This is a genomic window from Mammaliicoccus sp. JADD-157, from assembly GCF_049310805.1.
GTDB lineage: Bacteria > Bacillota > Bacilli > Staphylococcales > Staphylococcaceae > Mammaliicoccus > Mammaliicoccus lentus.
Window position 1 is genome coordinate 567,146 of sequence record NZ_JBMOVZ010000001.1, and the last position, 23,460, is coordinate 590,605.

The window sequence follows — 23,460 nt, forward strand, 5'->3', positions numbered from 1 at the left end:
TTATCTTAAATAACTAAATACTTGTTTTTAATTATTAAATCTGATTTAATATTAAATGTAAGCCTTTGCAGATAGAAAATCAAGTGAAAAATATTTTATTTAACATATTAATAGTTATTGTAGATTACTGAAGGTAATGGAGGACGGCTATGAAAGATTCATCAAGAATTAATGTGAATTTGATGAAAGATTATAATAAACAACTCGTTTTAAGAACAATTCAAAAATATGGACCTATTTCTAGAGTTGAAATAGCTAAACAGATTGACTTATCTAGACCATCTGTATCTGAAATAGTTTCTATTTTGATTGAAGAACAATGGATTGAAGAAAAACCTTCTGAAATAAAAGTAAGAGGTAGACAGCCTATACCGTTAGATATTAATAAAGAGAAGAAAGTTATAGTCGGTTTAGAAATTGGTGCTTACTCAACAAAAATTATCGTAAGTAATTTGAAGGCTGAAATATTAGATCAAATTCAAATAGAAATGAACAAGCAAAAGGATCCAAATTCAACCATTGAATATTTAGGTGAGCAAATTAAATTAATTGCAAATGAGTATAAAGCAAAACAAATTGAAGTATTAGGTATAGGTGTTGGAATGCATGGTCTTGTAGATACTAAAGAAGGTAAGAATATTTTTGCACCTAATTTAGGTTGGGAAAATATTGAGATTAAAAAGATTCTAGAAAGCATAACACAACTCAAAGTAATAATTGATAATGACTGTAATAGCGCTGCACTGGCGGAGATGTGGTTTGGCCAAGGAAAAGATGAAACGAATTTCATCTCAGTCCTGGTAGATTATGGAGTTGGCGCAAGTATTATCAACAATGGCTCCATATTTAAAGGTACACATCATGTAACGGGTCAAATTGGGCACGTAACAATCGATCCAGATGGTCCATTATGTTCATGTGGGAATTATGGCTGCTTAGAGACGTTTACATCTGAAACAGCTATTTTGAAAATGTTAAAACGTAAATTGAAATTAGGTGAAAGTAATGTATTTTCAATGCAGAATATAAACATTGATGACTTGAATATAGATGACTTTTATAACGCAGTACACAAAGGTGATGAACTTTGCATCGATATATCAAAAGAAGTTGGAAGAAATTTAGGATTAGGTTTTACAATTTTAATCAATTTGTTCGGACCTAAGTTTATTGTGTTAGGAGGTAGCTTAACTAAAATCAGTGACATTTTGCTACCGATTATTAAAGAAGTTATTCAATTTAAGGTAATGGGTGAAGAAGCTAAAAAAACACCTATCATTACATCAGCACTAGGTGAGAATTTGTATACGATAGGTGCAGCTTCTTTAATTGTTGAAGATATATTTACTTTGCCAAAACCAAATAAATAAAAATAGGGAGGATTTATAATGGCTAATTTAAACGAACAAGTCGTAATAGTAACAGGATCAGGAAAAGGTATAGGAAAAGGTATTGCTAAGCAATTGGGGGATAAAGGAGCCAAAATAGTAGTAGCTACTATTGATGCAGATTTTGGTAAAGAAACGGTAGAAGAAATTATTCAAGATGGTGGAGACGCATATTTTGTAGAAACAGATGTTTCTAAAGAAGAAAGCATAATAAATATGGTAGAAGAAACAGTGAAGCATTATGGAAAAATTAATACGCTTGTTAACAATGCAGGTATCACGGTATTTAAATCTATTGAAGAAGCAACTGTAGAAGATTGGGATTCTATTATTAATATCGACTTAAGAGGTACATTCTTATGCTCAAAACACGTAATTCCAGAAATGAAAAAACAAAACGGTGGTTCTATTATTAACATTTCTTCTAACCATTCAATCGCTACATTACCTGATACAGACATGTATGCCGCTGCTAAAGGTGGCGTAAATGGTATGACAAGAGGAATGGCACTGAGCTTAGGCAAATATAATATTCGAGTAAATGCTATTTGCCCTGGATTTACAAATACTGCCCACTTAAAAAATTGGTTTGATTCAATGGATAATGAAGAGGAAGTTAGACAAGGTGTCTTAGATTTACATGCTACTTCAAGAATTAACGAACCAGAAGATATTGGCAAATTAGCTCAATACTTGGCTTCAGATGATTCTGAAATGATGACAGGTGAGCACTTAGTTATCGATGGTGGTTTATCAGCTCGCTTATATAACGCAGATGGTTATTAATATTTAAGGAGGATTAGAATAATGGATGTATTATCGATAGGTGAAACGATGATTGCTTTTTCTCCAAATGAAGTTGGACCAATGCGCTATGCTCGTGATTTTTCTACTCATATAGCTGGAGCGGAAACGAATACGCTTATTGGATTAGAAAAACTTGGTGTAAGAACTGGATGGATTAGTCAACTTGGTAACGATGAATTAGGACATAGAATACTTTCATTCGTGAGAGGTGAGGGTATTAATGTAGATTCAGTAAAATTGACTGATGAAGCACGCACAGGTATTTTCCTTAAAGAAAAGGCACGGTATGACCAAACACATGTACATTACTATAGAAATGATTCAGCTGCTAGCATAATGTCAAAAGATAATATTGATAAAAGTTATATATCACAATTTAAATATTTATATATAACAGGTATTACACCAGCATTAAGTGAAAACTGTAAAGAAGCTGTTCTTTATTTAATTAATGTCGCTAAAGAACTAGGTTTAAAAGTTATTTTTGATCCAAATTTAAGATTAAAGTTATGGAGCGAAGAAGAAGCAAGAGAAACTTTACTTAATATTATTTCTTTAAGTGATATTGTTTTACCTGGTATAAGTGAAGGAGAATTTTTATTTAATGAGAAATCTGAAGATAAAATCGCTCAACATATTGTTGATTTAGGACCTTCAACAGTTATTGTAAAGTTAGGAGAAAAAGGTGCATACTATCAAACCCGAAATGAATCTGGTTATGCGAAAGCATCTAAAGAAATAGAAGTAGTTGACCCTGTAGGTGCTGGAGATGGTTTTGCAGCTGGATATATAGCAGGGTTTATTAACGGATTATCATTACATGATGCTGTGGAGCAAGCATGTAATGCAGGTGCGCTCGTTACTACGGTCAAAGGTGATGTAGAAGGATTGCCAAGTGAGAATGAACTTGAGCAATTCAAAAATCAAGATAAAACAGATGATGTTATTAGATAAGGAGCTGTCAAAATGGACACTTTAAATACAATAAAAGAAACTAAAATTATAGCAATCATAAGAAACGCAAAGCCTGATGATATTTTACCAATTGTTAAAAGTTTATATAAATCAGGTATTCGAGCAATTGAAATCACAATGAATTCTCCTAAAGCTTTAGAATCTATCGAACTAGTTGCTACTGAGATGAAGGATAAAGTCGTTGTTGGTGCAGGCACAGTATTAGATGCAGAATCAGCAAGACTAGCGATATTGAGTGGAGCTACGTTTATTTTATCGCCAACACTGAATAAAGAAACAATACAAATGACTAAAAAATATGGGGCAGTGAGCATACCAGGTGCATTATCTCCTACTGAGATTTTAGATGCATATGAGTATGGTGGAGATATTATTAAAGTATTTCCTACAACATCTATGGGGCCAGAATATATTAAAGATTTACAAGGGCCTTTACCACAAATTCCATTGTTACCGACGGGTGGTATTGATTTAAATAATATTGAGCAATTTATGAAAGCTGGCGCTGTAGGCGTTGGATTAGGTAGTTCTTTAGTGAATACTAAATTAGAAGCAAATGAAGAATATTATAAAAATTTAGAAGAAACAGCAAAACAATTTAGTGATATTGTACATTTGAAAAAAGGACGTGCATAAAATGAAAATTATTGATTATGAATTATTTCAAGTGCCACCACGTTGGTTATTTTTAAAAATTACAACGGATGAAGGAATCGTTGGTTGGGGCGAACCAGTAATAGAAGGTAAAGCAGCAACAGTAAAAGCAGCTGTACATGAATTTATGCAACAATTAATGGGAGAGAATCCTTTAAATATCGAAGATCATTGGAATATGATGTATAGAAGTAGCTTTTATAGAGGCGGCCCGATATTAATGAGTGCCATCTCTGGTATTGATCAAGCTTTATGGGATATAAAAGGTAAATACTATAATGCACCAGTTCATGAATTGATGGGAGGCGCTTGTAGGCACTCCATGAAAGTTTATTCTTGGATAGGTGGAGATAGACCGATAGATACTTCTAACGCTGCTAAAAAAGCGTATGAGAATGGATTTTCAGCTATTAAAATGAATGCGACAGAAGAATTACAATATATAGATAGTTTCGATAAAATTGAAAGTGTTGTTGAAAGAGTAGCTGGGATTAGAGAAGCGGTTGGCAATAATCTAGGCATTGGTATTGATTTTCATGGTAGAGTACATAGACCAATGGCAAAAGTGTTAGCAAAAGAATTAGAACAATTTAATCCGATGTTTATAGAAGAACCTGTATTGAGTGAGAATATAGAAGCGATAAGAGAAATGAGTCAGACAACAAGTATTCCTATAGCTTTAGGCGAGAGACTATACTCAAGATGGGACTTTAAACCAATTTTAGAAAGTGGCTATGTTGATGTCATTCAACCTGACTTATCTCACGCTGGAGGTATAACAGAATGCAAAAAAATTATATCTATGGCTGAAGCTTATGATGTTGGAGCAGCACCACATTGTCCACTAGGTCCTATAGCGCTAGCTTCATGTCTACAAGTGGACGCTACTTGTCATAATTCGTTTATTCAAGAACAAAGTTTAGGTATTCACTATAATAAAGGTAGCGATATTTTAGATTACATCAAAAATAAAGAAGTATTTGAATTTGATAATGGCTATGTCAAAATTCCAAAAGGTCCAGGTTTAGGTGTAGAAATCGATGAAGACCTTGTTAGAAAAATGGCTGAAAAAGGTCATGATTGGCATAATCCAGTTTGGAGACATAAAGACGGAAGTATTGCTGAGTGGTAAGTTTTTAACTTTCAAAAAATGAATATATTAAAAAGCCCTAATTCGTTTATTAAATTCAACGAGTTAGGGCTATTATTTTTAATTGATTTCTTTATATTCAAATACTTGTAAGGGATTAAATTTAATTAAGTAGTTTTCATACCACGTGCTTAACCCATATTTTTGTTGGTAATGTTCTAATACTTCGTCAATATATCCTTCTGATACATCCAAATAATTACTTAATTCATATTTATTATGCACGCCAGATTGGTAGGCTTGAACAATATTTTGTAAAGGAATAATCTTTTCAAAGCCAAGTCGTCTTGCTTTATGTTCAAACTTCCATTTCCATAATTCATTAGTATCTAATATATCTCCATATGTAATATCGTGATGGGCTAACTCTTCACCTAGAACTTCTAATTTTTCTTTGTCTGATAAATTGTCTTTCAACAAAATTAATCCATCTACATATAAACCTTTCATATCCTTTGGAAGATGATTGGTTTCTTTTATGACGATGTGTTCATTATTGATCAGTGTTTTTTCATATCTATTCAAAATATCCCCACCATAGTAATCGATTATTAAATATAGATTATTTGTTTTGATGCTTCAAAAAGTCTACATATTCTAATACTTTTTTTAACTCTTTTTCTGATAATTCCCCATCTAAATGTGCAGCTATTGTTTCTGCAGTGGAGTTATAAGATTGTTTTGTTTCCCCGTCTAATATATAACTGACACTTACATTAAACAATTTAGCCATTTCTTCTATTTTCTTCATCTTTGGTGCTTTTCTTCCTGTTTCCCAATAAGAAATGGATTGTTTTGAAACCTTGAGTTCGTCTGCTAACTTCTGTTGCGTCCATCCATTCTTTGTTCTTAATAAACTAATTTGTTCCGAGAGTTTATTTTCAGACACCATAAGCTTCCCGCTCCTTAAATGTTTTATAACTTTATTATAACCAATAGTTATATTAATTCAAATAAAAAATAAAAAATATAACCAAAAGTTATTGACGTCAACCGAAAGTTATACTATAGTGTAACCAAGGAGGTGATAGACATGGTTAAAATGAACTTCAAAACAAACAAAGTAGATTTGAATTATTCAGAAGATGAAAGGGGGTTAGGAGTTGATTTAGATAAAGTTAAACAATTGATTGCAATGATTGGTGGATTTTTAGGCGCACTATATTTAGCCTTAAACGCTTCAGGCATTTATATAGAATGGTTAAGCCCAGATAAGTTAAATGCATGGATGAATGTATTTAATACAGGTGTTCCAATATTGTTTGTTTTATACGGTATTTGGAAAAATACATTCATTATAACTAATCAATCTAGAGCGCAAGAAAAGTTTTTGAAAGAATCAGGAAAAAAATAAAAATGTAAAGGATGATTATATGTTAACAGCAATATCATATTTAACTAAGAAAGGATGGGAAATATCATCAGATCCAAGAACATTTGATGATTATCCAAAGAATTATGGTTATAGAAATTATGTAGAAGATGGTATAAACTATGATGCATTTTGCAGTGGGTATCACAGAGCATTTGATGTTTTTAATAATAAAACTGACGAAATACCTGCAGTTGCAAGTGGAACAGTTATTTTAAGCGAACCATTCGGTAATTTTGGTGGGACGATGGAAATACGAGATAGCAATGGAAACGACTGGATTTACGGTCATATGCAAAGAGATTCTTTGAAATTTTCCAAAGGAGATAAAGTGATACAAGGAAATATCATAGGCTTACAAGGCGATACAAACTATGACGATAACCCTATGAGTGCACATTTGCATATTCAATTAAGAGAAAAAGGAACAGACATTACAAGTGAAGTATCAAGAGTGTGTAGTGGTATACCGATAGAAAATTATGACATTACAAAATTAAATCAAAAATTAGATCAATCTAAAAATAAAGGAGAAGTTAAAATGAGTAAAAAAATTATGATAGTTGCAGGTCACGGTTATAACGATCCAGGAGCAGTAGGAAATGGAACAAATGAAAGAGATTTTATTAGAGCTAATATTGTAGATAGAGTAGCAAACTACTTAAAACAAGCAGGTAATAATGTTGCAGTGTATGGTAAAGACCAAGATATGTATCAAGATACAGCATACGGACAACAAGTAGGTAACAAGACAGATTATGGGCTGTATTGGGTTAAATCGCAAGGATATGAAATCGTAGTAGAGTTTCATTTAGATTCAGCGTCAGCATCCGCAACAGGAGGACATGTTATTATACCGAGTGGATTAGCGCCAGATAATATCGACAAAGCATTACAAGCAGCCGTTAAAAAGCATGTTGGTACAATTCGAGGTATTACAGAGAGAAGTGACCTATTAAATTGTAACGTTGCAAAAGCAGAATATATCAACTATAGACTTGTAGAATTAGGGTTCATTACTTCGACTAAAGATATGAATGCTATTAAGAATAACCTAAACGCATATACAAAATCATTAGCAGAAGCCATTCATGGAGCAGCGATTGGAAGTAAACCATCAACGTATACAGTTGTTGCCGGAGATACACTGTGGGGAATCAGTCAAAAAACAGGTGTTACAGTAGCAACATTAAAGAAATTAAACGGATTAACATCAGATGTGATACAAATCGGACAAGTATTGAAATTGAAATAGGAGGTATAAATATGGAGAATAAAAAAGAAAAAAATACCTTAAACATAAACATTACCCAATGACGGCCATCATTTAATAAGTTTATGCAAGGTATCTTGACTAAGTAAAATATAACACAAACCCCCACCATCAACAAGAAGATGGCGGGGGTTTTCTATGGAAATAAATGTATAAAAACTTATTGACAGAATATTATGAATTTATTATATTATTTTTTAAGATAGATTAAAAAGTGAGGTAATGCTTAAAGAATTTGAGACGAGGTGAAGTCAGTGGTAAAAAGAAAGTTTGTTGTTGTTCTTCTAGTTTTATTATTTTCATGTATTGCTGTGTATTTCTCTATGTATACGAATGATAAATTGGATAGATTAAATCCATTCGTCAAAGAACAGTTGAGCTATGCAAAAGTACCCAATTATGAAAATATTGATGAATTAAGAGGTCAGGCATTAGTAGACGCGCAAAGATATGAAGGTATTCAGTCATATGATGAAAAGGGACGTGGAAATAGTTATTTATTAACTTTTACCGGATATGATCCTTCTCAAAAATATGTAAAAATTAGACATAAAGGGAAATGGGTTTATCATATAGAATACATTTCTGAAAATGAATATGATAAGAAGATAAATCAATATTAATAATATTGATGATTACATAAAAAAATTATAATTTGTAATTGAAACTAATATTTTTATAAGACTAAGACATAAGAAAAATGTCTTAGTCTTTTTTTATATCGTTTTAATCATACAGACTGAACTATAAATACGCTATATGGTATGATGAATATGGTGATAAAATATGATAAAAATTGGGCTAACGGGTTGGGGAGATCATGATAGTTTATACACAGATCTTTCTAATAAAAAAGATAAATTAAAAGCTTATGCTTCTCATTTTCCTATTGTGGAGTTGGATGCGACTTATTATGCAATTCAACCGCAAAGAAATATTGAGAAGTGGATTCGTGAAACGCCAAAGAATTTTAGATTTGTTGTTAAAATTCACCAAGCTTTGACAGGTCATGCTGATGTGAAAGAATTTGCTGAAGACAAGAAAGAATTATTTAATTTATTTAAAGATTCTATGAGGCCTTTGAAAGCTTCGGGTAAATTAGCGATGATTCTTGTTCAGTTTCCGCCTTGGTTTGATTTACAAACACAAAATATTAATTATTTAAGGTATGTTCGTGAACAATTAAAAGAATTTGATGTATGTATAGAATTTAGAAACAGAACTTGGTTTCAAAATGATGTAAAAGAATACACTTTGGAATTTTTAACAGATATGAATTTTATCCATAGTGTATGTGATGAGCCTCAAAGTGGAGAAGGTTCAATACCTATGGTGAACCGAGTTACTCATGATATTGCTTTTGTGCGTTATCATGGACGTAATGTTAACGGTTGGACTAAAAAAGATATGACTGATCAAGAATGGCGAGATGTTCGTTATTTATATAATTATAATGAAGCGGAATTGAAAGAATTAAGTGATAAAGTCAAAATTTTGAATCATAAAGCGAAAGACGTATACGTAGTATTTAATAATAATTCAGGTGGTCATGCTGCACAAAATGCTAAAACTTACCAAGATTTATTAGATATTAAATATGAAGGTTTAGCTCCTAAACAACTAAAACTATTTTAGAGGTGACGATGTGGCATATATTGTATTAATATTAATCGGTGCTTTATCAGCAATTATCGGTGCGCTAGTAGGCATCGGTGGGGGTATTATTATAGTACCTTCACTTGTTTATTTTGGTATAGACCATCAACTTTTATCTGGAATGACACCTCAAAGAGCAATTGGTACTTCTTCAGTAATTCTGATTACTACAGGATTAACAGCTACATTAGGTTATTTAAAAACAAAGCAAGTAGATGTTAAAAATGGTTTAATATTTTTAATAGGTATTATTCCTGGTGCGCTAATTGGTGCATATATAAGTAGATATTTAACGTTAGATTCATTTAATTTATATTTCGGTATATTTCTTATTATTATTTCTATCATTTTGATGATTAGAAATAGCGTTAAACCTATTAAATATTTTCAACAAGAGAAATATATGAAATCATTTACAGATCGCTATGGAGAAGAACATCGATATGGTATTCCACCAGTTGTAGCAATTATTTCTTCATTTATTGTAGGTATAACAACTGGTTTATTTGGAATAGGTGGTGGTGCTTTAATGACGCCACTTATGATTATTATATTTAAGTTCCCACCACATGTAGCTGTAGGAACAAGTATGATGATGATTTTCTTCTCAAGTTTTTCTAGTTCAGTCAGTCACGTTGTTCAAGGAAACGTATTATGGGTCCACGCGATTGTATTGATTATTTCTAGTTATTTTGGAGCCAAAATAGGCGTGAGAATTAATAGTAAAATTAAATCAGATACAGTTGTTTTAATTTTGAGATTTACGATGTTAATTTTAGGTATATATTTGATTATAAAAAGTATTCTTTAAGGAGTTGAACTTGTGAAACTCACGATATTCCATACGAACGATATTCATAGCCATTTAGATACATACGCTAAAATATCTAAGTACATTAAAACACAAAGAAAAAACATTAATCATGACACGATATACATTGATATTGGTGATCATATAGATTTATTTCATCCATTAACTGAAGCTTCACAAGGTACAGAAAACGTAAAAATATTAAACGATAGCGGAGTTGATGTTGCGACTATCGGTAATAATGAGGGTATGACTATTTCTCATGATGCATTAAATCGATTATACGATGATGCAAAATTTGATATAACATGCTGTAATTTATTTGATTTTGAAGGTGAATTACCACGTAAGATCACTTCACATATTATTAAAGAAGTGAACGGATTAAAAATCTGCATGATAGGTTTGACTGCTCCTTTTAATCATTTTTATGAAACTCTAGGCTGGAAAGTCACGACGCCATTACTTGCTTTAAAAAATGAAATAGCTCAAGTTGAAGGGAATTATGACGTATTATTGGTTCTTAGTCATGTTGGCATATTCTTTGATGAGCAATTATGTGAAGAATGTCCTGAAATCGATATTATTTTCGGAGCGCATACACATCACTATTTTGAAAATGGTGAAATGAAGAATGGCGTGTTGATGGCTGCCGCTGGAAAGTACGGACATTATGTAGGTCAAGTAGATTTAGAAATAAAAAATAGAAAAATTATAAAAAAAGAAGCACATATATTAAATAGTGATGGATTAGAACACGTTAATAATGATTATGAAGAAAAGGGCAGAACCTTGCTCAATAGACCAGTTTTAAATAGAAGTTTTTCTTTGCCGAGAAGGTTAAATAGTGCAAGTTATACAACAGATTTGCTTTGTGAAAGTGTGTTAGAATTTACTGAAGCAGACTGTGCGATTATAAATGCAGGCCTTATAGTGAAAGAGAAGTCTGGTAATGAATTGACAGAATTTGATATTCATCAAATGTTACCTCATCCTATTAATACAGCTACGATTGACCTCAAAGGGACTGAACTCAAACAAATCATATATAAAGCGATGGAACAATCTTATATTGATGAAGTAGCAATTGGGTTTGGATTTAGAGGAGATATATTTGGAGGATATGTATTTAAAAATATCGGCTACATTGAGTCGACAGGACAATGTTTTGTAAAAGGCGAAGAAGTTCAAGATAATCAATATTATAAATTGGGCACAATCGATATGTATACATTTGGAAGATATTTCCCTATACTGAAAGATATGGAAATAAATTATATTATGCCAGAGTTCTTAAGAAATATTTTTGAACAAAAATTATTACAAATTGAAAAGTAAATGTAAATGGGATTTTCATTTGTAACTATTTTCGGTATAATGTACGAAGATGAAAATACTAATAGAAGGGTGTTCACGTATATGGCTACTAAAAATGAAGAAATATTACGTAAACCGGATTGGCTAAAGATTAAGTTAAACACTAACAAAAACTACACTGGCTTGAAAAAAATGATGCGAGAAAAGAATCTTCATACTGTTTGTGAAGAAGCAAAATGTCCAAACATTCATGAATGTTGGGGTGAAAGACGTACCGCTACATTTATGATTTTAGGAGCAGTGTGTACAAGAGCTTGTCGTTTTTGTGCTGTTAAAACTGGTCTACCGAATGAACTTGATTTAGAAGAACCACAACGTGTAGCAGAATCTGTTCAATTGATGAATTTAAAGCATGTTGTTATTACAGCAGTTGCTAGAGATGACTTAAAAGATGCAGGTTCAAATGTTTATGCAGAAACAGTTCGTAAAGTAAGAGAATTAAATCCTTATACTACTATTGAAATTTTACCATCAGATATGGGAGGTAGCTATGAAGCACTTGAAACGCTAATGGCTGCTCAACCAGATATTTTAAACCATAATATTGAAACAGTAAGACGTTTAACACCAAGAGTTAGAGCGCGTGCTAAATATGATCGTACGTTAGAATTTTTAAGACGTTCTAAAGAAATGTATCCAGATATTCCTACTAAATCAAGCTTAATGGTTGGTTTAGGTGAAACTGTCGAAGAAATATATGAAACTATGGATGATTTACGTGCAAATGATGTAGATATTATGACGATTGGACAATATTTACAACCATCTCGTAAACATTTAAAAGTTCAAAAATATTATACACCTTTAGAATTTGGTAAACTTAGAAAAGTAGCAATGGAAAAAGGATTTAAACATTGTCAAGCAGGCCCAATGGTGCGTAGTTCTTATCATGCTGATGAGCAAGTTAATGAAGCAGCTAAAAGAAAGCATATACTAGGTGAACAAGCACTTAATAACTAATAAGGTGATTTAATGTTAACTAAAATAGGACAAGACTATTTTGAAATAATAAAAGATGACCAAAAATCATTCGATGAAGAAAGATTTGCAGCGCGTTATTCTGAAATCTTAGATAAATATGATTTTATAGTCGGTGATTATGGATACGAGCAACTACGCTTAAAAGGCTTTTATTATGATTCTAATAAGAAAAGTGATGCCAATAAACGATTTTCATCTATACAAGATTATTTACTTGAATACTGTAACTTTGGCTGTAAATATTTTGTCTTAAGACGATTGTCTAAAGGAGAAATTACAAAGTTAACAGCAGAAGATGCTGAATTTGTTGATGAAGAAAGTAAATTGGATAATGTGAAAATTGAACCAACAATACAACAAAATAGTAAATCTGAAAACAAAGCACACCAAATAGAAACAGAAGAAACTGAAATAGAAGAAATCAAAGTAGAAGTAGAGAACGAAGAGCAAATAGAAATTGTTGAAGAAACAATTATTAGCAAAAATACTTTGAAAGATTATTTATAAAAAATAACAAGCTGAGACATTTATTTATGTCCCAGCTTGTTTCGTTATATAAGGACAGTAATATTTTTTTATTGTAGTTGGATTAACGTGATGGAAAATCCAATAAAAGTATGTTTAGTTGGATTAACGTGATAGAAAATCCAATAAAAGTATGTTTAGTTGGATTAATGAGATAGAAAATCCAATAAGAGGGCGTGTAGTTGGATTAACGTGATGGAAAATCCAATAAAAGTATGTTTAGTTGGATTAATGAGATAGAAAATCCAATAAGAGGGCGTGTAGTTGGATTAATGAGATAGAAAATCCAATAAGAGGCGTGTAGTTGGATTAACGTGATGGAAAATCCAATAAGAGGGCGTGTAGTTGGATTAACGTGATGGAAAATCCAATAAAAGTATGTTTAGTTGGATTAATGTGATAGAAAATCCAATAAAAGTATGTTTAGTTGGATTAATGTGATAGAAAATCCAATAAGAGTATGGTTAGTTGGATTAATGTGATAGAAAATCTAATAAGAGGGTGAGACATCTTTATGTCCCAGACTCTTATTTTTTATGGAACTTTTAATAGAAAAAGCTAATTTTGTTTATTATTTTAATCTTTATCAAAAACTTTTTTAATTATATATCAATTACTTCATGTAAATACTCTGTTACTTCTTCGCCTTCTTCTTCTGATAAACCTAAAACATGACTGATATAACCTTCTTCTTCTAAATCGTCTTTACCAATTATGCCAAAAGTATTATTTTGTGTGTTTAATACGATTGTCTTACCGAAATGACGATCTGTATAAATTAAAGTTAAATCATATCGACTATGTTCGCCTACAAAACCTACGAACTGAATTTTTGCTTCGCTTTGGTCGTCATATAAAAACATTTCTATCATTGTTATGGCTCCTTTATTTTAAAGCTTCGTTTATCTTATTAGTATACAGAGCAATGCCTTACAATTCAAAATTATGATATCATAATAGATGAATAGGAGGGATCTACATGTATTTTGTAGATATTAAAACACTTAATCTTAAATTAGAATATTTAGAACAACTTACACAAGATTTTGAAACAGAAAAAAATTCAAAATATGCTTTAGAAAGAATCGCTCACATGATGATTGAATCTGTGGTAGATATAGGTAATTTAATTATCGATGCATTTATTTTAAGAGATCCGGGTAATTACAAAGATGTCATTGATATTATGGAATTAGAAAAAGTATTCCAACCTACAACTGCAGAAGAAATCAGAAACTCAATTGATTTTAGAAAAGAATTAACACGTAATTATGAATCAATTAACCACGATGAATTAAGAAAAGGTTTTGAAAAAGCAGTACCTTTTTATAAGCAGTCTATTGTTGATACGAAAAACTTTTTAGAGAATGAAAATGTAGCCGTAACTGCATTTGGAGAAGGAGATAAGAATGAAAGATTATAAAGGTTATTTAATAGATTTAGATGGCACGATGTATAAAGGTTCACAAGTTATTGAAGGTGCCATTGAATTTATAGATTATTTGAATAAAGAAGATAAAGACTACTTATTTGTTACGAATAATTCTTCAAAGACACCTGAAGAAGTAGCAGGAAAATTAAATGAAATAGGTTTTCATACTTCTAGTGAGCATGTGATTACTACAGCTATGGCGACAGCTGGATATATTAGTGAAGAATCTCCTGGTGCAACTGTATATATGGTAGGTGGCACTGGACTTAGAAAGTCACTAAATGATGCCGGATTAATTGTTAAAGATGATGAGCATGTTGATTATGTTGTAATGGGATTAGATGAAGAAATTACATACGAGAAGTTAACTGTAGCTTGTCTTGCAGTTCGTAATGGTGCTAAATTTATTTCAACAAATAAAGATGTTTCTATTCCGAAAGAAAGAGGTTTTCTTCCAGGTAACGGTTCTTTAACGAGCGTAGTGAGTGTATCAACTGGCCAAACACCTATATTTATAGGAAAACCAGAAACTATTATTATGGAACAAGCATTAGAAAAAATTGGTCATGCTAAAGAAGAATGTATCATGATAGGTGATCTTTATGATACTGATATTTTAGCTGGTATTAATAGTGGTATAGATACATTACATGTTCATACGGGTGTTACAACATTTGAAGAAATTCAGAGAAAAGAAGTGTTGCCTACTTATAGTATTAAAAACTTACTAGAAATTATTGAATAAATTGTTTAGGAGATGAGAAGAATGAGAGATAAAATATTAGTTGCAAGATTATTACCTCAAGAGTTCATAGATCAAATGAAGCAATTTGCTGAAGTAGATGTTTGGGATAGTGAGTTAGAACCAATGCCCCGAGAAGAATTTTTAAAACGTTCTAAAGAGGCTACAGTTGTCATTACCACTCTTAGTGAAAAAATCGATCAATCATTTTTCGATTCTGCTACGAATGTTAAAGGTGTTGTAAATTTAGCAGTTGGCTATGATAACATCGACCTTGAACTAGCTAAAAGTAAAGGTGTAATTGTTACGAACACACCTGATGTATTAACTGAAACAACGGCTGAATTAGGATTCACACTAATGTTAACAGCTGCCAGAAGAATTGTTGAAGCGGTAGAATACGTAAAAGATGGAAAATGGCAAAGTTGGGGACCTTACTTGTTAGCTGGTCAGGATATTCATGGTTCTACAGTTGGGGTATATGGAATGGGATCAATAGGTGAAGCATTTGCTAGAAGGTTAAAAGGTTTTAACTGTAATGTTCTTTATCATAATCGTTCCAGAAAAGAAAAAGCCGAACAAGAATTAGGTGTAACATATAAATCAATGGATGATTTATTGACAGAAAGCGACTTCGTTGTATGTACAGCACCTTTAACAGAGGAAACAAAAGGTAAATTCAATAAAGAAACTTTCAGTAAGATGAAATCATCAGCTATCTTTGTAAATATTGGTAGAGGTGGACATGTCATCGAATCGGATTTAATTGAAGCTATTAAACAAAATGAAATTCGTGGAGCAGCATTAGACGTCGTTGAAAACGAGCCAATAGCAAATGACCACCCATTTTTAAATATGGATGAAATTATTGTTGTTCCACACATAGGTAGTAGTTCAATTGAAACGAGAAATAATATGGTTCAACTTTGCGTTGATAACGCAGAAAAAATTATAAATGGAGATTCACCAATTACACCGGTTAATAAATAGTTTAAATAAAAGCAGAGGATATTCTTAAATCAATAAGAATATCCTCTGCTTTTATGTTATAACAATTGGAAAATTTTAATAATATAAGTTCCTTTATATTTAGCGCTTTAAAGCTATTTAAACCTTTAAAAACGATGTAATCATATCCAATAATCTTCCTTTTAATTCAAGTTTTTTACATATTTTGATTGATAAAAATCTTGATTATACATATAATATAAAAATAGAATAAAAACAAAAGGAGATTATCAATGGAAAAAATTAGAGAATTTATTAACTCTGAGAATTTTAAACTATTTAGTTTAACCATTTTCTATTTCCTAATCATGCTTATTTTATTTTGGATTTATGCTGGTGGAAGTGCGAGCAATAATTTCATTTACAATGAGTTTTAGTAAAGGAGTATGTTTATGAGAGACGTCATAGAACAGTTATCATACATGAGCGATAATCATGGTGATAATGAAGCGATTTGCTATAGAAATAATATGATGACATATAAAGATTTAGATATTTATTCAAGTAAATTAGCAACTTTGTTAAAAGATACATCTCAGCCTCTTGTAATTTATGGTCATATGTCACCATTTATGATTGTAGGTATGATAGCAAGTATTAAAGCGGGTATAGGTTACGTTCCAATTGATACTTCCATACCTAAAGAACGAATAGAACACATTATAGATAAAGTTGAACCAAAGTATGTATTCAATACTACTGAAATTTTATTAGATAAAATGAATATTAAACAAATAACTGTAAATGAATGTAAAGAGGCATCTATTAACCTCGAAGGTACTAAACAATTGAAGATGACAGATATTGTTTATACGATTTTTACTTCGGGGTCCACGGGGCTACCTAAAGGCGTTCAGATTACATATGATAGTTTATTAGATTTTACTGAATGGATGCTAAAACTCAATCAATTAGGTGAAGGTAAGAAATGGCTGAACCAAGCACCATTTTCATTCGATTTATCTGTAATGGCAATTTATCCATGCTTAATGTCAGGTGGTACTCTAGAGCTTGTTGATAAACAAATGATTGAGAAACCAAGAGAACTTTATGAAATGTTAAATGATAGACATATTGAGAGTTGGGTCTCTACGCCATCTTTTGTTGAAATGTGTTTATTGTTACCAGAGTTTGACGATAATACGTATCCTAACTTAAAACAATTTTTCTTCTGTGGTGAGATATTCAGTCACAAAACTGCTCAAAAACTTATAGAGAAATATAAAGAAGCAACTGTTTACAATACATATGGTCCAACAGAAGCTACAGTCGCAGCGACGAGTATACAAATAACTCAAGATATACTTGATTCATTTAACCCTTTACCAGTTGGGAAAGTAAGGGAACATTCAGAGCTTAAATTAGCCGATAATGGAGAGCTCATTATTAGTGGTAGAAGTGTTAGTAAAGGTTATTTAAAAGATAAGGAAAAAAATGAAAAAGCTTTTAGAATTGAAGGCGATACAAGACATTATTACACAGGAGATAAAGCAGAGTATAAAGAAGGTTATTGGTTCATACAAGGTAGAATAGATTTTCAAATAAAGATTAATGGATATCGCATGGAATTAGAAGAAATAGAATTAATTTTAGAACGTTTGCCACAAGTTAAGCAAGCTGTTGTATCACCAATTAAAAAAGGTGAGAAAGTTCAGTATTTATATGCGACGGTTGTTTTATTAGAAAAAAGCCTTGAAAGTGATATGGAATTAATACACAAGATGAAACAAGAACTTAAACAACATTTACCAGAGTATATGATTCCTAGAAAGTTTAAATTTACCAATCATTTACCGTTAACACCAAATGGTAAATTAAATCGAAATAAAGTATTAGAGGAGTTAGAATCATGATTCCATATGGCGATTTTACTTATTTCTTTATTACTTTATTGTTGATGTTACCAGTCATAATACTAGGGTTAATTGGTAAAAGAAGTCTTACATATAATAGGTTCATCACAATTGTTATGCTCGTTCTTATTTTCTCAGACGATAATAAGAATATATTTGATAATAAGTATTTGAGCTATCAACTTATTTTCTTTACTTTATATGTTATTTATCAAGTGCTGTTAATAAAAAGTTACATTAATATCACTAAAAAAGTAAACGAATTTAAGATGTTTGCTTTTATGGTATTTCTATCAATATTACCTTTAATACTCGTTAAAGTACTTCAAAGTAGTTGGCTAGGTGAATATCAAATAACGATACATGGAAATAAAGTGATAGAATTTATAGGTTTCTTAGGGATTTCTTATATCACATTTAAGACAGTCCAATTAATAATGGAAATACGCGATAAAAGAATTAAATCAATAGAAGTATTAAAATTAATAGATTTTATCACTTTCTTTCCAACTATTTCATCAGGACCAATTGATAGATACAAAAGATTTATTAAAGATGAAAATAAAATTCCATCAGGTGAGGAATATTATAATCAGTTAATCAAAGCTATCCATTTGGTATTTATGGGATTTTTATATAAATATATTATTGCATTTTATATAAATGAATTAGTCTTAAAAACGATACCAATTGAGACAGATCATACGTTTTTAAATTACTTATTTTATATGTATGGTTATAGTTTTTATTTATTCTTTGATTTTGCTGGTTATAGCTTATTCGCTATCGCATTTAGCTATATGTTCGGTATTCAAACACCTGTCAACTTCAATAAACCTTTTCAATCTAAGAATATTAAAGATTTTTGGAATAGATGGCATATGAGTTTGTCATTCTGGTTTAGAGATTGCGTTTATATGAGATTTGTATTCTTTGTTTCAAAAGAGAAACTAATTAAAGATAAATTGCTTATTTCTAATTTAGGATTTTTATTAAACTTTGCAATTATGGGTGTGTGGCATGGAATTGAAATAAATTACATACTATATGGTTTATATCACGCAATGTTGTTCATAGGTTATGGCTATTACGAACAATGGCGAAAAAAACATCCACCTAAATTTAATAATAAAGTAACCAATTTTATAGCGATACTAATTACATTCCATAGTGTTGCATTTGGATTTTTATTATTCTCAGGAAAGTTAATACATTAAAAAAGGGAGTTAAATTATGAGTTTTGAAGAAAAAGTTTTAGATATATTAGCAGAAGTTGCAGAAAATGATATTGTTAAAGAAAATCCAGATATTGCAATATTCGACGAAGGTATAATTGATTCATTCGCTACAGTTGGATTATTAATAGAAATTCAAAATAATTTAGGAATTGACGTTACAATTACTGATTTTGATAGAGATGAGTGGGCAACACCAAATAAAATCATAGAAGTGCTTAAGGAATTACAATGAAAATAAAGCTAATATTACCATTAATTTTTAGTGGTATACTGTTTGGTCTATTTCTATTAATGCCAGTAGAATGGTTTTCTTCGTTTTCAAAAAATGAAAATATCAATAAAGAGGCTACCTCATTAAATGATTCAATATTAAAAGGTGTACACTCGCAAACTGAAATGTTACAAAGTAGAAAATACTATCCCATTTTTGGTTCTAGTGAATTAGAGAAACAAGATATATTTCATCCTGCGTACATACTGAATGATAAAAATGCTAAACTCAAACCTTATTTAATTGGTACAGGCGGGTCTACTGACTTGATTCATGCTGTAAATATTGGGAGCCAATCTCATAACCTAAAAGGGAAAAAATTAGCGATTATTATTTCACCTCAATGGTTTACGAATTATGGTTTAACTAACGATAATTTTAGTGCGAGATTCTCTCCATTACAAGCAGATCATTTATTTGTTAGTGAAACATTAAGTCCTGAAATAAAGAATAGATTTGCTAAACGATTGATAGAATTTAAACAATTAAAATCTGATCCTTATTTAAAATCTATTATTAAATCGAAAAATCATCAATATAAAGAAGGCACTTTCATGAATAATTTTGAATACAGTATTCATGAAAAGCATGATGCATTGAAATCTCTTTTTGGTAAAGAAAAATCACCTTTACAGCACTCGCACAATAAACATTTTCAAAAAATGGATTGGGAAACAATGAAATTATATGCTTCTCAATATGGTGAGCAAAATTCAACCTCTAATAAATTTGGTATGAACGATCAATATTGGAGTTTATTAAAACAACAAAGGAAACGTTTTAATCGAAGTTATGAATTTAATAAAAACTCAGTAGAATTTGATGATTTACAGTTGTTAATAGATACATTGAAAGAAGCAAAAGCAGATTCTTTATTTATTGTTATACCTGCTAACGGTAAATGGTATGATCATATACACGTTGATAAAATGAAGAGAGAAGCGGTATATCAAAAAATAAATCATACAATCACTTCGAATAATATGAAAGTTTATGATTTAACTGACAAAGAATATGAACCTTATGTAATCACTGATGCAGTCCATATTGGATGGAAAGGTTGGGTTTATATTAATGAGCAAATGTTGAATCATATAAACGGAGAATACAACGAAAATGTGAGTAGAAAATACAATTAATAATTCAGACAGAAATAATTATCACTACAAAAACAGTAGAAATTCATTATAAATATTGAATTTCTACTGTTTTTTTATTTAAAAAATATTTTGAAAGCTTGAAATTAAAAAAGGATTTATCCATTAGATATTCTAATGGATAAATCCTTGACTCTCTATAGATGTCTTATATATTTAGGTTCATTATTTTATGATTAAGTTAGAATACTTGTTCGACTTCAACGACACCAGGTACTTCTTCTAATAAAGCACGCTCTATGCCAGCCTTTAATGTAATAGTAGAACTTGGGCAAGTACCACAAGCTCCTAATAGGCGTAATTTAACAATCCCATCATCCACGTCTACTAATTCACAGTCGCCACCATCTCTTAATAAGAATGGTCTTAATTTCTCAAGTACATCACTAACTTGATCAAACATTGTTTGTTGTTCGGTAGTCATATATTAATACTCCTCTCATCAAGTGTTATTAGATACATTAATCTTATTAATCTATTATAATAGAAATAACGTAAAAAATCTATTTATGGAACTAGGAGGATTTTATAAATGTCCAAAGCAAGTATTGTCGTATATGGTGCAGATGTTATTTGTGCCAGTTGTGTGAACGCACCCTCATCAAAAGACACTTATGAATGGTTGCAAGCTATACTAGGGAGAAAATATAATCATATAGACTTCGAATTTACGTATATTGATTTTATGAAACAAACTGAAAATTTAACCGATCATGATCAACAATTCATTGAAAGAATAAAAGAAGATGAATTATTTTATCCGCTTGTTACAATCAATGATGAATTAGTTGCAGATGGTTATATTCAACTCAAACCCATTACAAAATTCATAGATGAACACTTGGATGAGAAATAAAAAAGTAGCAGAATTCTGCTACTTTTCTTATCCGTTATGATATTTATATAACCATAGAACACCAGACTTAATAACTCTTGCTAATCGACCGGTAACAGTCTGTTCCATTAAGTAGGCAAAGCCTTGTTTTTCTCCTAATGAGCCCACAAATCCTTGTGGTTTAAGTTCTGGCATTTTTTCTGGTAATGGTTTATTTGCCCATTTTAGTTTCATTACTTCAGCAATTTGATCAGCTTGTATTTCTGCTAAATATGCACTCGGTGCATGTGGTAAAGCTGCACAATCACCAACAATATATACATTTGGATATGTCGGAATTTGATGATATTGATTGACGATAACTCTACGGCCGTCATTAGTATCGACCGGTAAATTTCGAACGATTTCTACTGGTTGAATACCAGCAGTCCAAACTACTAAATCTATGTCTTGAGCATCATCGTTATTGTATAATTTACCCGGTTCAACCTTGGTTATATTTGATTCAGGAATGACTTCAACATTATGTTTAGCAAACCATTTTTCTACGAATTTACTTAATTTTTCTGGAAATGCTGGGAGAATTCTTGCACCTCTATCAAATAATTTAATTTTGATATCTTCTCTGCTCTCACGTAGTTCACTTGCTAATTCAATGCCGCTTAAACCGGCTCCCACAACCCCAACAGTAGAACCACTTGGTAAGTCAAATATTGCTTGGTACGTTTTTCGTGCATTTTGGATAGTTTGAATACTGTGAGTGTATTCTTTTGCGCCAGGAACATTGTGATATTTATCTTCACAACCCAGACCAATTACAAGTTCATCATAGTCGACTCTTGTGTCTCCTACAGAAATAATTTGATTGTCTAAATCAATATCTGTAATTTCCCCATATACGGTATTGATTTTCTTGTCATTTGGAAAATTTACTCGAATTTCTTTGTCTGGTTTTGTACCTGCTGCTAAAGTATAAAATTCAGTTTTTAAACCGTGAAATGGCATACGATCAATCAGCGTAATTGAATAATCGGAAGGTAAAGCGTTAGGGATAATTTCCTTCATCAAACGCATATTACCGTATCCGCCCCCTAATAATACTAAGCTTTTCATCGTTATTCTCCTTTGTCCATAAATCAAATTTCTATAAATTTGTATGTATATATTTTATAATATATAAGTATACATTTAGTATAATCGTTTTTGGCATAAACTACAATGAATGTTAAAATAGATAATGAAACGAAAGTGAGTAGGTGAATACATTGAACCCGATTGTCGAATTTTGTATATCAAACTTGGCTAAAGGCGCTGATGTAGTGTTTAACAAGCTCGACAATGATCCAGATGTAGACGTACTAGAATATGGTTGTCTACAAAATTGTGGACCATGTGCAAGAGGGTTATATGCATTAGTAAATGGCGATATGGTCAAGGGCGAGACACCGGAAGAATTACTAGAAAATATATATAGTCATATAGAAGAAAATTGGATTTTTTAAGGAGGAATAAATTATGTCAACAGTAATTTTAACTGAAGCAGCAGCATATGAAGTTAAGGATATGATGGAAAGTAATGGTATGCCAGACGGTTACTTAAAAGTTTCTGTTAAAGGTGGAGGTTGCACAGGTTTATCATACGGAATGTCAGCAGAAGAAGAACCATCTGAAAATGACATGGAATTAGAATTTTATGGTGTGAAAGTCTTAGTAGACAAAGAAGATGCACCAATTTTAAATGGCACTACAATTGATTTCAAAACATCATTAATGGGTGGCGGATTCTCTATTGAAAACCCGAATGCAATTGCTTCATGCGGTTGCGGAAGCTCATTCAAAACTAAAACTGTAACAGGTACACCAGAGAATTGTTAATCCCTTAATATTAATAGTGTGTGACACTTGAAATTATATTGATAAAAATATACAATATACTTTGTATGTAAAGAGTATTA

28 protein-coding genes and 1 pseudogene are annotated in these 23,460 nt (G+C 31.1%); 24 read left to right on the plus strand and 5 right to left on the minus strand.

Annotated elements, in window-relative coordinates; translation table 11 throughout:
• Nucleotides 1-149 precede the first annotated feature (149 nt).
• Genes ACO6VN_RS02885 through dgoD form a run of 5 tightly spaced genes read left to right on the plus strand, consistent with a single transcriptional unit; the run spans nucleotide 150 to nucleotide 4,956 of the window.
• The gene (locus tag ACO6VN_RS02885) at nucleotides 150-1,370 is read left to right on the plus strand and encodes an ROK family transcriptional regulator (RefSeq protein ID WP_194200966.1); all 1,221 of its coding nucleotides are present in this window, start codon (nucleotides 150-152) and stop codon (nucleotides 1,368-1,370) included.
• Nucleotides 1,371-1,388: 18 nt separating this feature from the next.
• Entirely contained in the window at nucleotides 1,389-2,174 is a 786-nt protein-coding gene (locus ACO6VN_RS02890; protein WP_216683287.1) for an SDR family NAD(P)-dependent oxidoreductase, read from the plus strand.
• Nucleotides 2,175-2,195: 21 nt separating this feature from the next.
• A complete protein-coding gene (locus ACO6VN_RS02895; protein ID WP_216683288.1) occupies nucleotides 2,196-3,149 on the plus strand; it encodes a sugar kinase in 954 nt (317 codons plus the stop codon).
• A 12-nt stretch (nucleotides 3,150-3,161) separates the two neighbouring features.
• A complete protein-coding gene (locus ACO6VN_RS02900) occupies nucleotides 3,162-3,806 on the plus strand; it encodes a bifunctional 4-hydroxy-2-oxoglutarate aldolase/2-dehydro-3-deoxy-phosphogluconate aldolase (RefSeq protein ID WP_016999755.1) in 645 nt (214 codons plus the stop codon).
• A 1-nt stretch (nucleotide 3,807) separates the two neighbouring features.
• Entirely contained in the window at nucleotides 3,808-4,956 is a 1,149-nt protein-coding gene (dgoD, locus tag ACO6VN_RS02905) for a galactonate dehydratase (protein WP_016999756.1), read from the plus strand.
• A gap of 78 nt (nucleotides 4,957-5,034) precedes the next feature.
• Here the strand turns inward: dgoD and ACO6VN_RS02910 are convergent, their stop codons facing one another.
• On the minus strand, nucleotides 5,035-5,499 hold the full coding sequence (locus tag ACO6VN_RS02910) for an ImmA/IrrE family metallo-endopeptidase (RefSeq protein ID WP_016999757.1): 465 nt from the start codon (nucleotides 5,497-5,499) through the stop codon (nucleotides 5,035-5,037).
• A gap of 37 nt (nucleotides 5,500-5,536) precedes the next feature.
• The gene (locus ACO6VN_RS02915; RefSeq protein WP_216683289.1) at nucleotides 5,537-5,866 is read right to left on the minus strand and encodes a helix-turn-helix transcriptional regulator; all 330 of its coding nucleotides are present in this window, start codon (nucleotides 5,864-5,866) and stop codon (nucleotides 5,537-5,539) included.
• A 141-nt stretch (nucleotides 5,867-6,007) separates the two neighbouring features.
• Here ACO6VN_RS02915 and ACO6VN_RS02920 point away from each other — a divergent pair, with 141 nt between their 5' ends.
• From ACO6VN_RS02920 to ACO6VN_RS02955, 8 genes and pseudogenes are all read left to right on the plus strand, one after another.
• On the plus strand, nucleotides 6,008-6,328 hold the full coding sequence (locus ACO6VN_RS02920; protein WP_422404208.1) for a phage holin: 321 nt from the start codon (nucleotides 6,008-6,010) through the stop codon (nucleotides 6,326-6,328).
• Between the two features lie 19 nt (nucleotides 6,329-6,347).
• Nucleotides 6,348-7,601: an N-acetylmuramoyl-L-alanine amidase gene (locus tag ACO6VN_RS02925; protein ID WP_064211456.1), complete on the plus strand. Its 1,254-nt coding sequence runs from the start codon at nucleotides 6,348-6,350 to the stop codon at nucleotides 7,599-7,601.
• A gap of 272 nt (nucleotides 7,602-7,873) precedes the next feature.
• Nucleotides 7,874-8,242 carry a YxeA family protein gene (locus ACO6VN_RS02930; RefSeq protein ID WP_064204445.1) on the plus strand — a complete coding sequence of 123 codons (369 nt, stop codon included), beginning with the start codon at nucleotides 7,874-7,876 and terminating at the stop codon, nucleotides 8,240-8,242.
• Nucleotides 8,243-8,405: 163 nt separating this feature from the next.
• Nucleotides 8,406-9,254 carry a DUF72 domain-containing protein gene (locus ACO6VN_RS02935; RefSeq protein ID WP_135031243.1) on the plus strand — a complete coding sequence of 283 codons (849 nt, stop codon included), beginning with the start codon at nucleotides 8,406-8,408 and terminating at the stop codon, nucleotides 9,252-9,254.
• A gap of 10 nt (nucleotides 9,255-9,264) precedes the next feature.
• Nucleotides 9,265-10,086 carry a sulfite exporter TauE/SafE family protein gene (locus ACO6VN_RS02940; protein WP_064204444.1) on the plus strand — a complete coding sequence of 274 codons (822 nt, stop codon included), beginning with the start codon at nucleotides 9,265-9,267 and terminating at the stop codon, nucleotides 10,084-10,086.
• Between the two features lie 12 nt (nucleotides 10,087-10,098).
• Nucleotides 10,099-11,424, plus strand: a complete 1,326-nt coding sequence (locus tag ACO6VN_RS02945) for a bifunctional metallophosphatase/5'-nucleotidase (protein WP_422404209.1) — start codon at nucleotides 10,099-10,101, stop codon at nucleotides 11,422-11,424.
• An 81-nt stretch (nucleotides 11,425-11,505) separates the two neighbouring features.
• Nucleotides 11,506-12,423, plus strand: a complete 918-nt coding sequence (gene lipA, locus ACO6VN_RS02950; RefSeq protein ID WP_016999764.1) for a lipoyl synthase — start codon at nucleotides 11,506-11,508, stop codon at nucleotides 12,421-12,423.
• Between the two features lie 12 nt (nucleotides 12,424-12,435).
• Nucleotides 12,436-12,801, plus strand: a pseudogene (locus tag ACO6VN_RS02955) (YutD family protein); the annotation flags it as partial.
• 770 nt (nucleotides 12,802-13,571) lie between these two features.
• Here the strand turns inward: ACO6VN_RS02955 and ACO6VN_RS02960 are convergent.
• Nucleotides 13,572-13,841: a DUF3055 domain-containing protein gene (locus ACO6VN_RS02960; protein ID WP_016999766.1), complete on the minus strand. Its 270-nt coding sequence runs from the start codon at nucleotides 13,839-13,841 to the stop codon at nucleotides 13,572-13,574.
• A gap of 107 nt (nucleotides 13,842-13,948) precedes the next feature.
• On the opposite strand from ACO6VN_RS02960, the gene ACO6VN_RS02965 reads away from it, so the two are divergent.
• The 8 genes from ACO6VN_RS02965 (at nucleotide 13,949) to dltD (ending at nucleotide 20,652) form a co-directional block, all read left to right on the plus strand.
• Nucleotides 13,949-14,392, plus strand: a complete 444-nt coding sequence (locus ACO6VN_RS02965) for a DUF86 domain-containing protein (protein ID WP_422404210.1) — start codon at nucleotides 13,949-13,951, stop codon at nucleotides 14,390-14,392.
• Complete coding sequence (locus ACO6VN_RS02970; RefSeq protein WP_135031236.1) at nucleotides 14,379-15,146, plus strand: TIGR01457 family HAD-type hydrolase; 768 nt, start codon at nucleotides 14,379-14,381, stop codon at nucleotides 15,144-15,146. The genes ACO6VN_RS02965 and ACO6VN_RS02970 overlap by 14 nt, the downstream gene beginning before the upstream one ends.
• A 21-nt stretch (nucleotides 15,147-15,167) precedes the next feature.
• The gene (locus ACO6VN_RS02975) at nucleotides 15,168-16,133 is read left to right on the plus strand and encodes a 2-hydroxyacid dehydrogenase (protein WP_016999770.1); all 966 of its coding nucleotides are present in this window, start codon (nucleotides 15,168-15,170) and stop codon (nucleotides 16,131-16,133) included.
• A 251-nt stretch (nucleotides 16,134-16,384) separates the two neighbouring features.
• Nucleotides 16,385-16,528 (plus strand): teichoic acid D-Ala incorporation-associated protein DltX, encoded by a 144-nt coding sequence (locus ACO6VN_RS02980; protein ID WP_017001077.1) that lies wholly within the window; start codon nucleotides 16,385-16,387, stop codon nucleotides 16,526-16,528.
• Between the two features lie 15 nt (nucleotides 16,529-16,543).
• Nucleotides 16,544-18,004, plus strand: a complete 1,461-nt coding sequence (gene dltA / locus ACO6VN_RS02985) for a D-alanine--poly(phosphoribitol) ligase subunit DltA (protein ID WP_422404211.1) — start codon at nucleotides 16,544-16,546, stop codon at nucleotides 18,002-18,004.
• Complete coding sequence (dltB, locus tag ACO6VN_RS02990) at nucleotides 18,001-19,221, plus strand: D-alanyl-lipoteichoic acid biosynthesis protein DltB (protein ID WP_422404212.1); 1,221 nt, start codon at nucleotides 18,001-18,003, stop codon at nucleotides 19,219-19,221. Before dltA ends, dltB begins: the two co-directional genes overlap by 4 nt.
• 16 nt (nucleotides 19,222-19,237) lie before the next feature.
• Nucleotides 19,238-19,474, plus strand: a complete 237-nt coding sequence (gene dltC, locus ACO6VN_RS02995) for a D-alanine--poly(phosphoribitol) ligase subunit 2 (protein ID WP_064205348.1) — start codon at nucleotides 19,238-19,240, stop codon at nucleotides 19,472-19,474.
• Nucleotides 19,471-20,652 (plus strand): D-alanyl-lipoteichoic acid biosynthesis protein DltD, encoded by a 1,182-nt coding sequence (gene dltD / locus ACO6VN_RS03000; protein ID WP_422404213.1) that lies wholly within the window; start codon nucleotides 19,471-19,473, stop codon nucleotides 20,650-20,652. Before dltC ends, dltD begins: the two co-directional genes overlap by 4 nt.
• Before the next feature lie 199 nt (nucleotides 20,653-20,851).
• On the opposite strand, the gene ACO6VN_RS03005 is transcribed toward dltD, so the two are convergent.
• Nucleotides 20,852-21,094: a NifU family protein gene (locus ACO6VN_RS03005; protein ID WP_017001072.1), complete on the minus strand. Its 243-nt coding sequence runs from the start codon at nucleotides 21,092-21,094 to the stop codon at nucleotides 20,852-20,854.
• A 108-nt stretch (nucleotides 21,095-21,202) separates the two neighbouring features.
• On the opposite strand from ACO6VN_RS03005, the gene ACO6VN_RS03010 reads away from it, so the two are divergent.
• Entirely contained in the window at nucleotides 21,203-21,526 is a 324-nt protein-coding gene (locus ACO6VN_RS03010; protein ID WP_194200956.1) for a YuzD family protein, read from the plus strand.
• 27 nt (nucleotides 21,527-21,553) lie between these two features.
• On the opposite strand, the gene ACO6VN_RS03015 is transcribed toward ACO6VN_RS03010, so the two are convergent.
• On the minus strand, nucleotides 21,554-22,618 hold the full coding sequence (locus ACO6VN_RS03015) for an NAD(P)/FAD-dependent oxidoreductase (protein ID WP_017001041.1): 1,065 nt from the start codon (nucleotides 22,616-22,618) through the stop codon (nucleotides 21,554-21,556).
• Between the two features lie 152 nt (nucleotides 22,619-22,770).
• On the opposite strand from ACO6VN_RS03015, the gene ACO6VN_RS03020 reads away from it, so the two are divergent.
• Entirely contained in the window at nucleotides 22,771-23,007 is a 237-nt protein-coding gene (locus tag ACO6VN_RS03020; RefSeq protein WP_017001040.1) for a YuzB family protein, read from the plus strand.
• A 13-nt stretch (nucleotides 23,008-23,020) separates the two neighbouring features.
• On the plus strand, nucleotides 23,021-23,380 hold the full coding sequence (locus ACO6VN_RS03025; protein ID WP_017001039.1) for a HesB/IscA family protein: 360 nt from the start codon (nucleotides 23,021-23,023) through the stop codon (nucleotides 23,378-23,380).
• The last annotated feature ends 80 nt before the right edge of the window (nucleotides 23,381-23,460 follow it).

Coding starts and splice junctions, on each gene's coding strand:
- dltC (WP_064205348.1), top strand. CDS start 19,238: ATGAGTTTTGAAGAAAAAGTTTTAGATATATTAGCAGAAGTTGCAGAA.
- ACO6VN_RS02970 (WP_135031236.1), top strand. CDS start 14,379: ATGAAAGATTATAAAGGTTATTTAATAGATTTAGATGGCACGATGTAT.
- ACO6VN_RS02895 (WP_216683288.1), top strand. CDS start 2,196: ATGGATGTATTATCGATAGGTGAAACGATGATTGCTTTTTCTCCAAAT.
- ACO6VN_RS02960 (WP_016999766.1), bottom strand. CDS start 13,841: ATGATAGAAATGTTTTTATATGACGACCAAAGCGAAGCAAAAATTCAG.
- ACO6VN_RS03010 (WP_194200956.1), top strand. CDS start 21,203: ATGTCCAAAGCAAGTATTGTCGTATATGGTGCAGATGTTATTTGTGCC.
- ACO6VN_RS02915 (WP_216683289.1), bottom strand. CDS start 5,866: ATGGTGTCTGAAAATAAACTCTCGGAACAAATTAGTTTATTAAGAACA.
- ACO6VN_RS02920 (WP_422404208.1), top strand. CDS start 6,008: ATGGTTAAAATGAACTTCAAAACAAACAAAGTAGATTTGAATTATTCA.
- ACO6VN_RS02900 (WP_016999755.1), top strand. CDS start 3,162: ATGGACACTTTAAATACAATAAAAGAAACTAAAATTATAGCAATCATA.
- ACO6VN_RS02965 (WP_422404210.1), top strand. CDS start 13,949: ATGTATTTTGTAGATATTAAAACACTTAATCTTAAATTAGAATATTTA.
- dltB (WP_422404212.1), top strand. CDS start 18,001: ATGATTCCATATGGCGATTTTACTTATTTCTTTATTACTTTATTGTTG.
- ACO6VN_RS02935 (WP_135031243.1), top strand. CDS start 8,406: ATGATAAAAATTGGGCTAACGGGTTGGGGAGATCATGATAGTTTATAC.
- ACO6VN_RS03025 (WP_017001039.1), top strand. CDS start 23,021: ATGTCAACAGTAATTTTAACTGAAGCAGCAGCATATGAAGTTAAGGAT.
- ACO6VN_RS03005 (WP_017001072.1), bottom strand. CDS start 21,094: ATGACTACCGAACAACAAACAATGTTTGATCAAGTTAGTGATGTACTT.
- ACO6VN_RS02980 (WP_017001077.1), top strand. CDS start 16,385: ATGGAAAAAATTAGAGAATTTATTAACTCTGAGAATTTTAAACTATTT.
- ACO6VN_RS02885 (WP_194200966.1), top strand. CDS start 150: ATGAAAGATTCATCAAGAATTAATGTGAATTTGATGAAAGATTATAAT.
- ACO6VN_RS02890 (WP_216683287.1), top strand. CDS start 1,389: ATGGCTAATTTAAACGAACAAGTCGTAATAGTAACAGGATCAGGAAAA.
- lipA (WP_016999764.1), top strand. CDS start 11,506: ATGGCTACTAAAAATGAAGAAATATTACGTAAACCGGATTGGCTAAAG.
- ACO6VN_RS02925 (WP_064211456.1), top strand. CDS start 6,348: ATGTTAACAGCAATATCATATTTAACTAAGAAAGGATGGGAAATATCA.
- dltD (WP_422404213.1), top strand. CDS start 19,471: ATGAAAATAAAGCTAATATTACCATTAATTTTTAGTGGTATACTGTTT.
- dltA (WP_422404211.1), top strand. CDS start 16,544: ATGAGAGACGTCATAGAACAGTTATCATACATGAGCGATAATCATGGT.
- ACO6VN_RS02975 (WP_016999770.1), top strand. CDS start 15,168: ATGAGAGATAAAATATTAGTTGCAAGATTATTACCTCAAGAGTTCATA.
- dgoD (WP_016999756.1), top strand. CDS start 3,808: ATGAAAATTATTGATTATGAATTATTTCAAGTGCCACCACGTTGGTTA.
- ACO6VN_RS03015 (WP_017001041.1), bottom strand. CDS start 22,618: ATGAAAAGCTTAGTATTATTAGGGGGCGGATACGGTAATATGCGTTTG.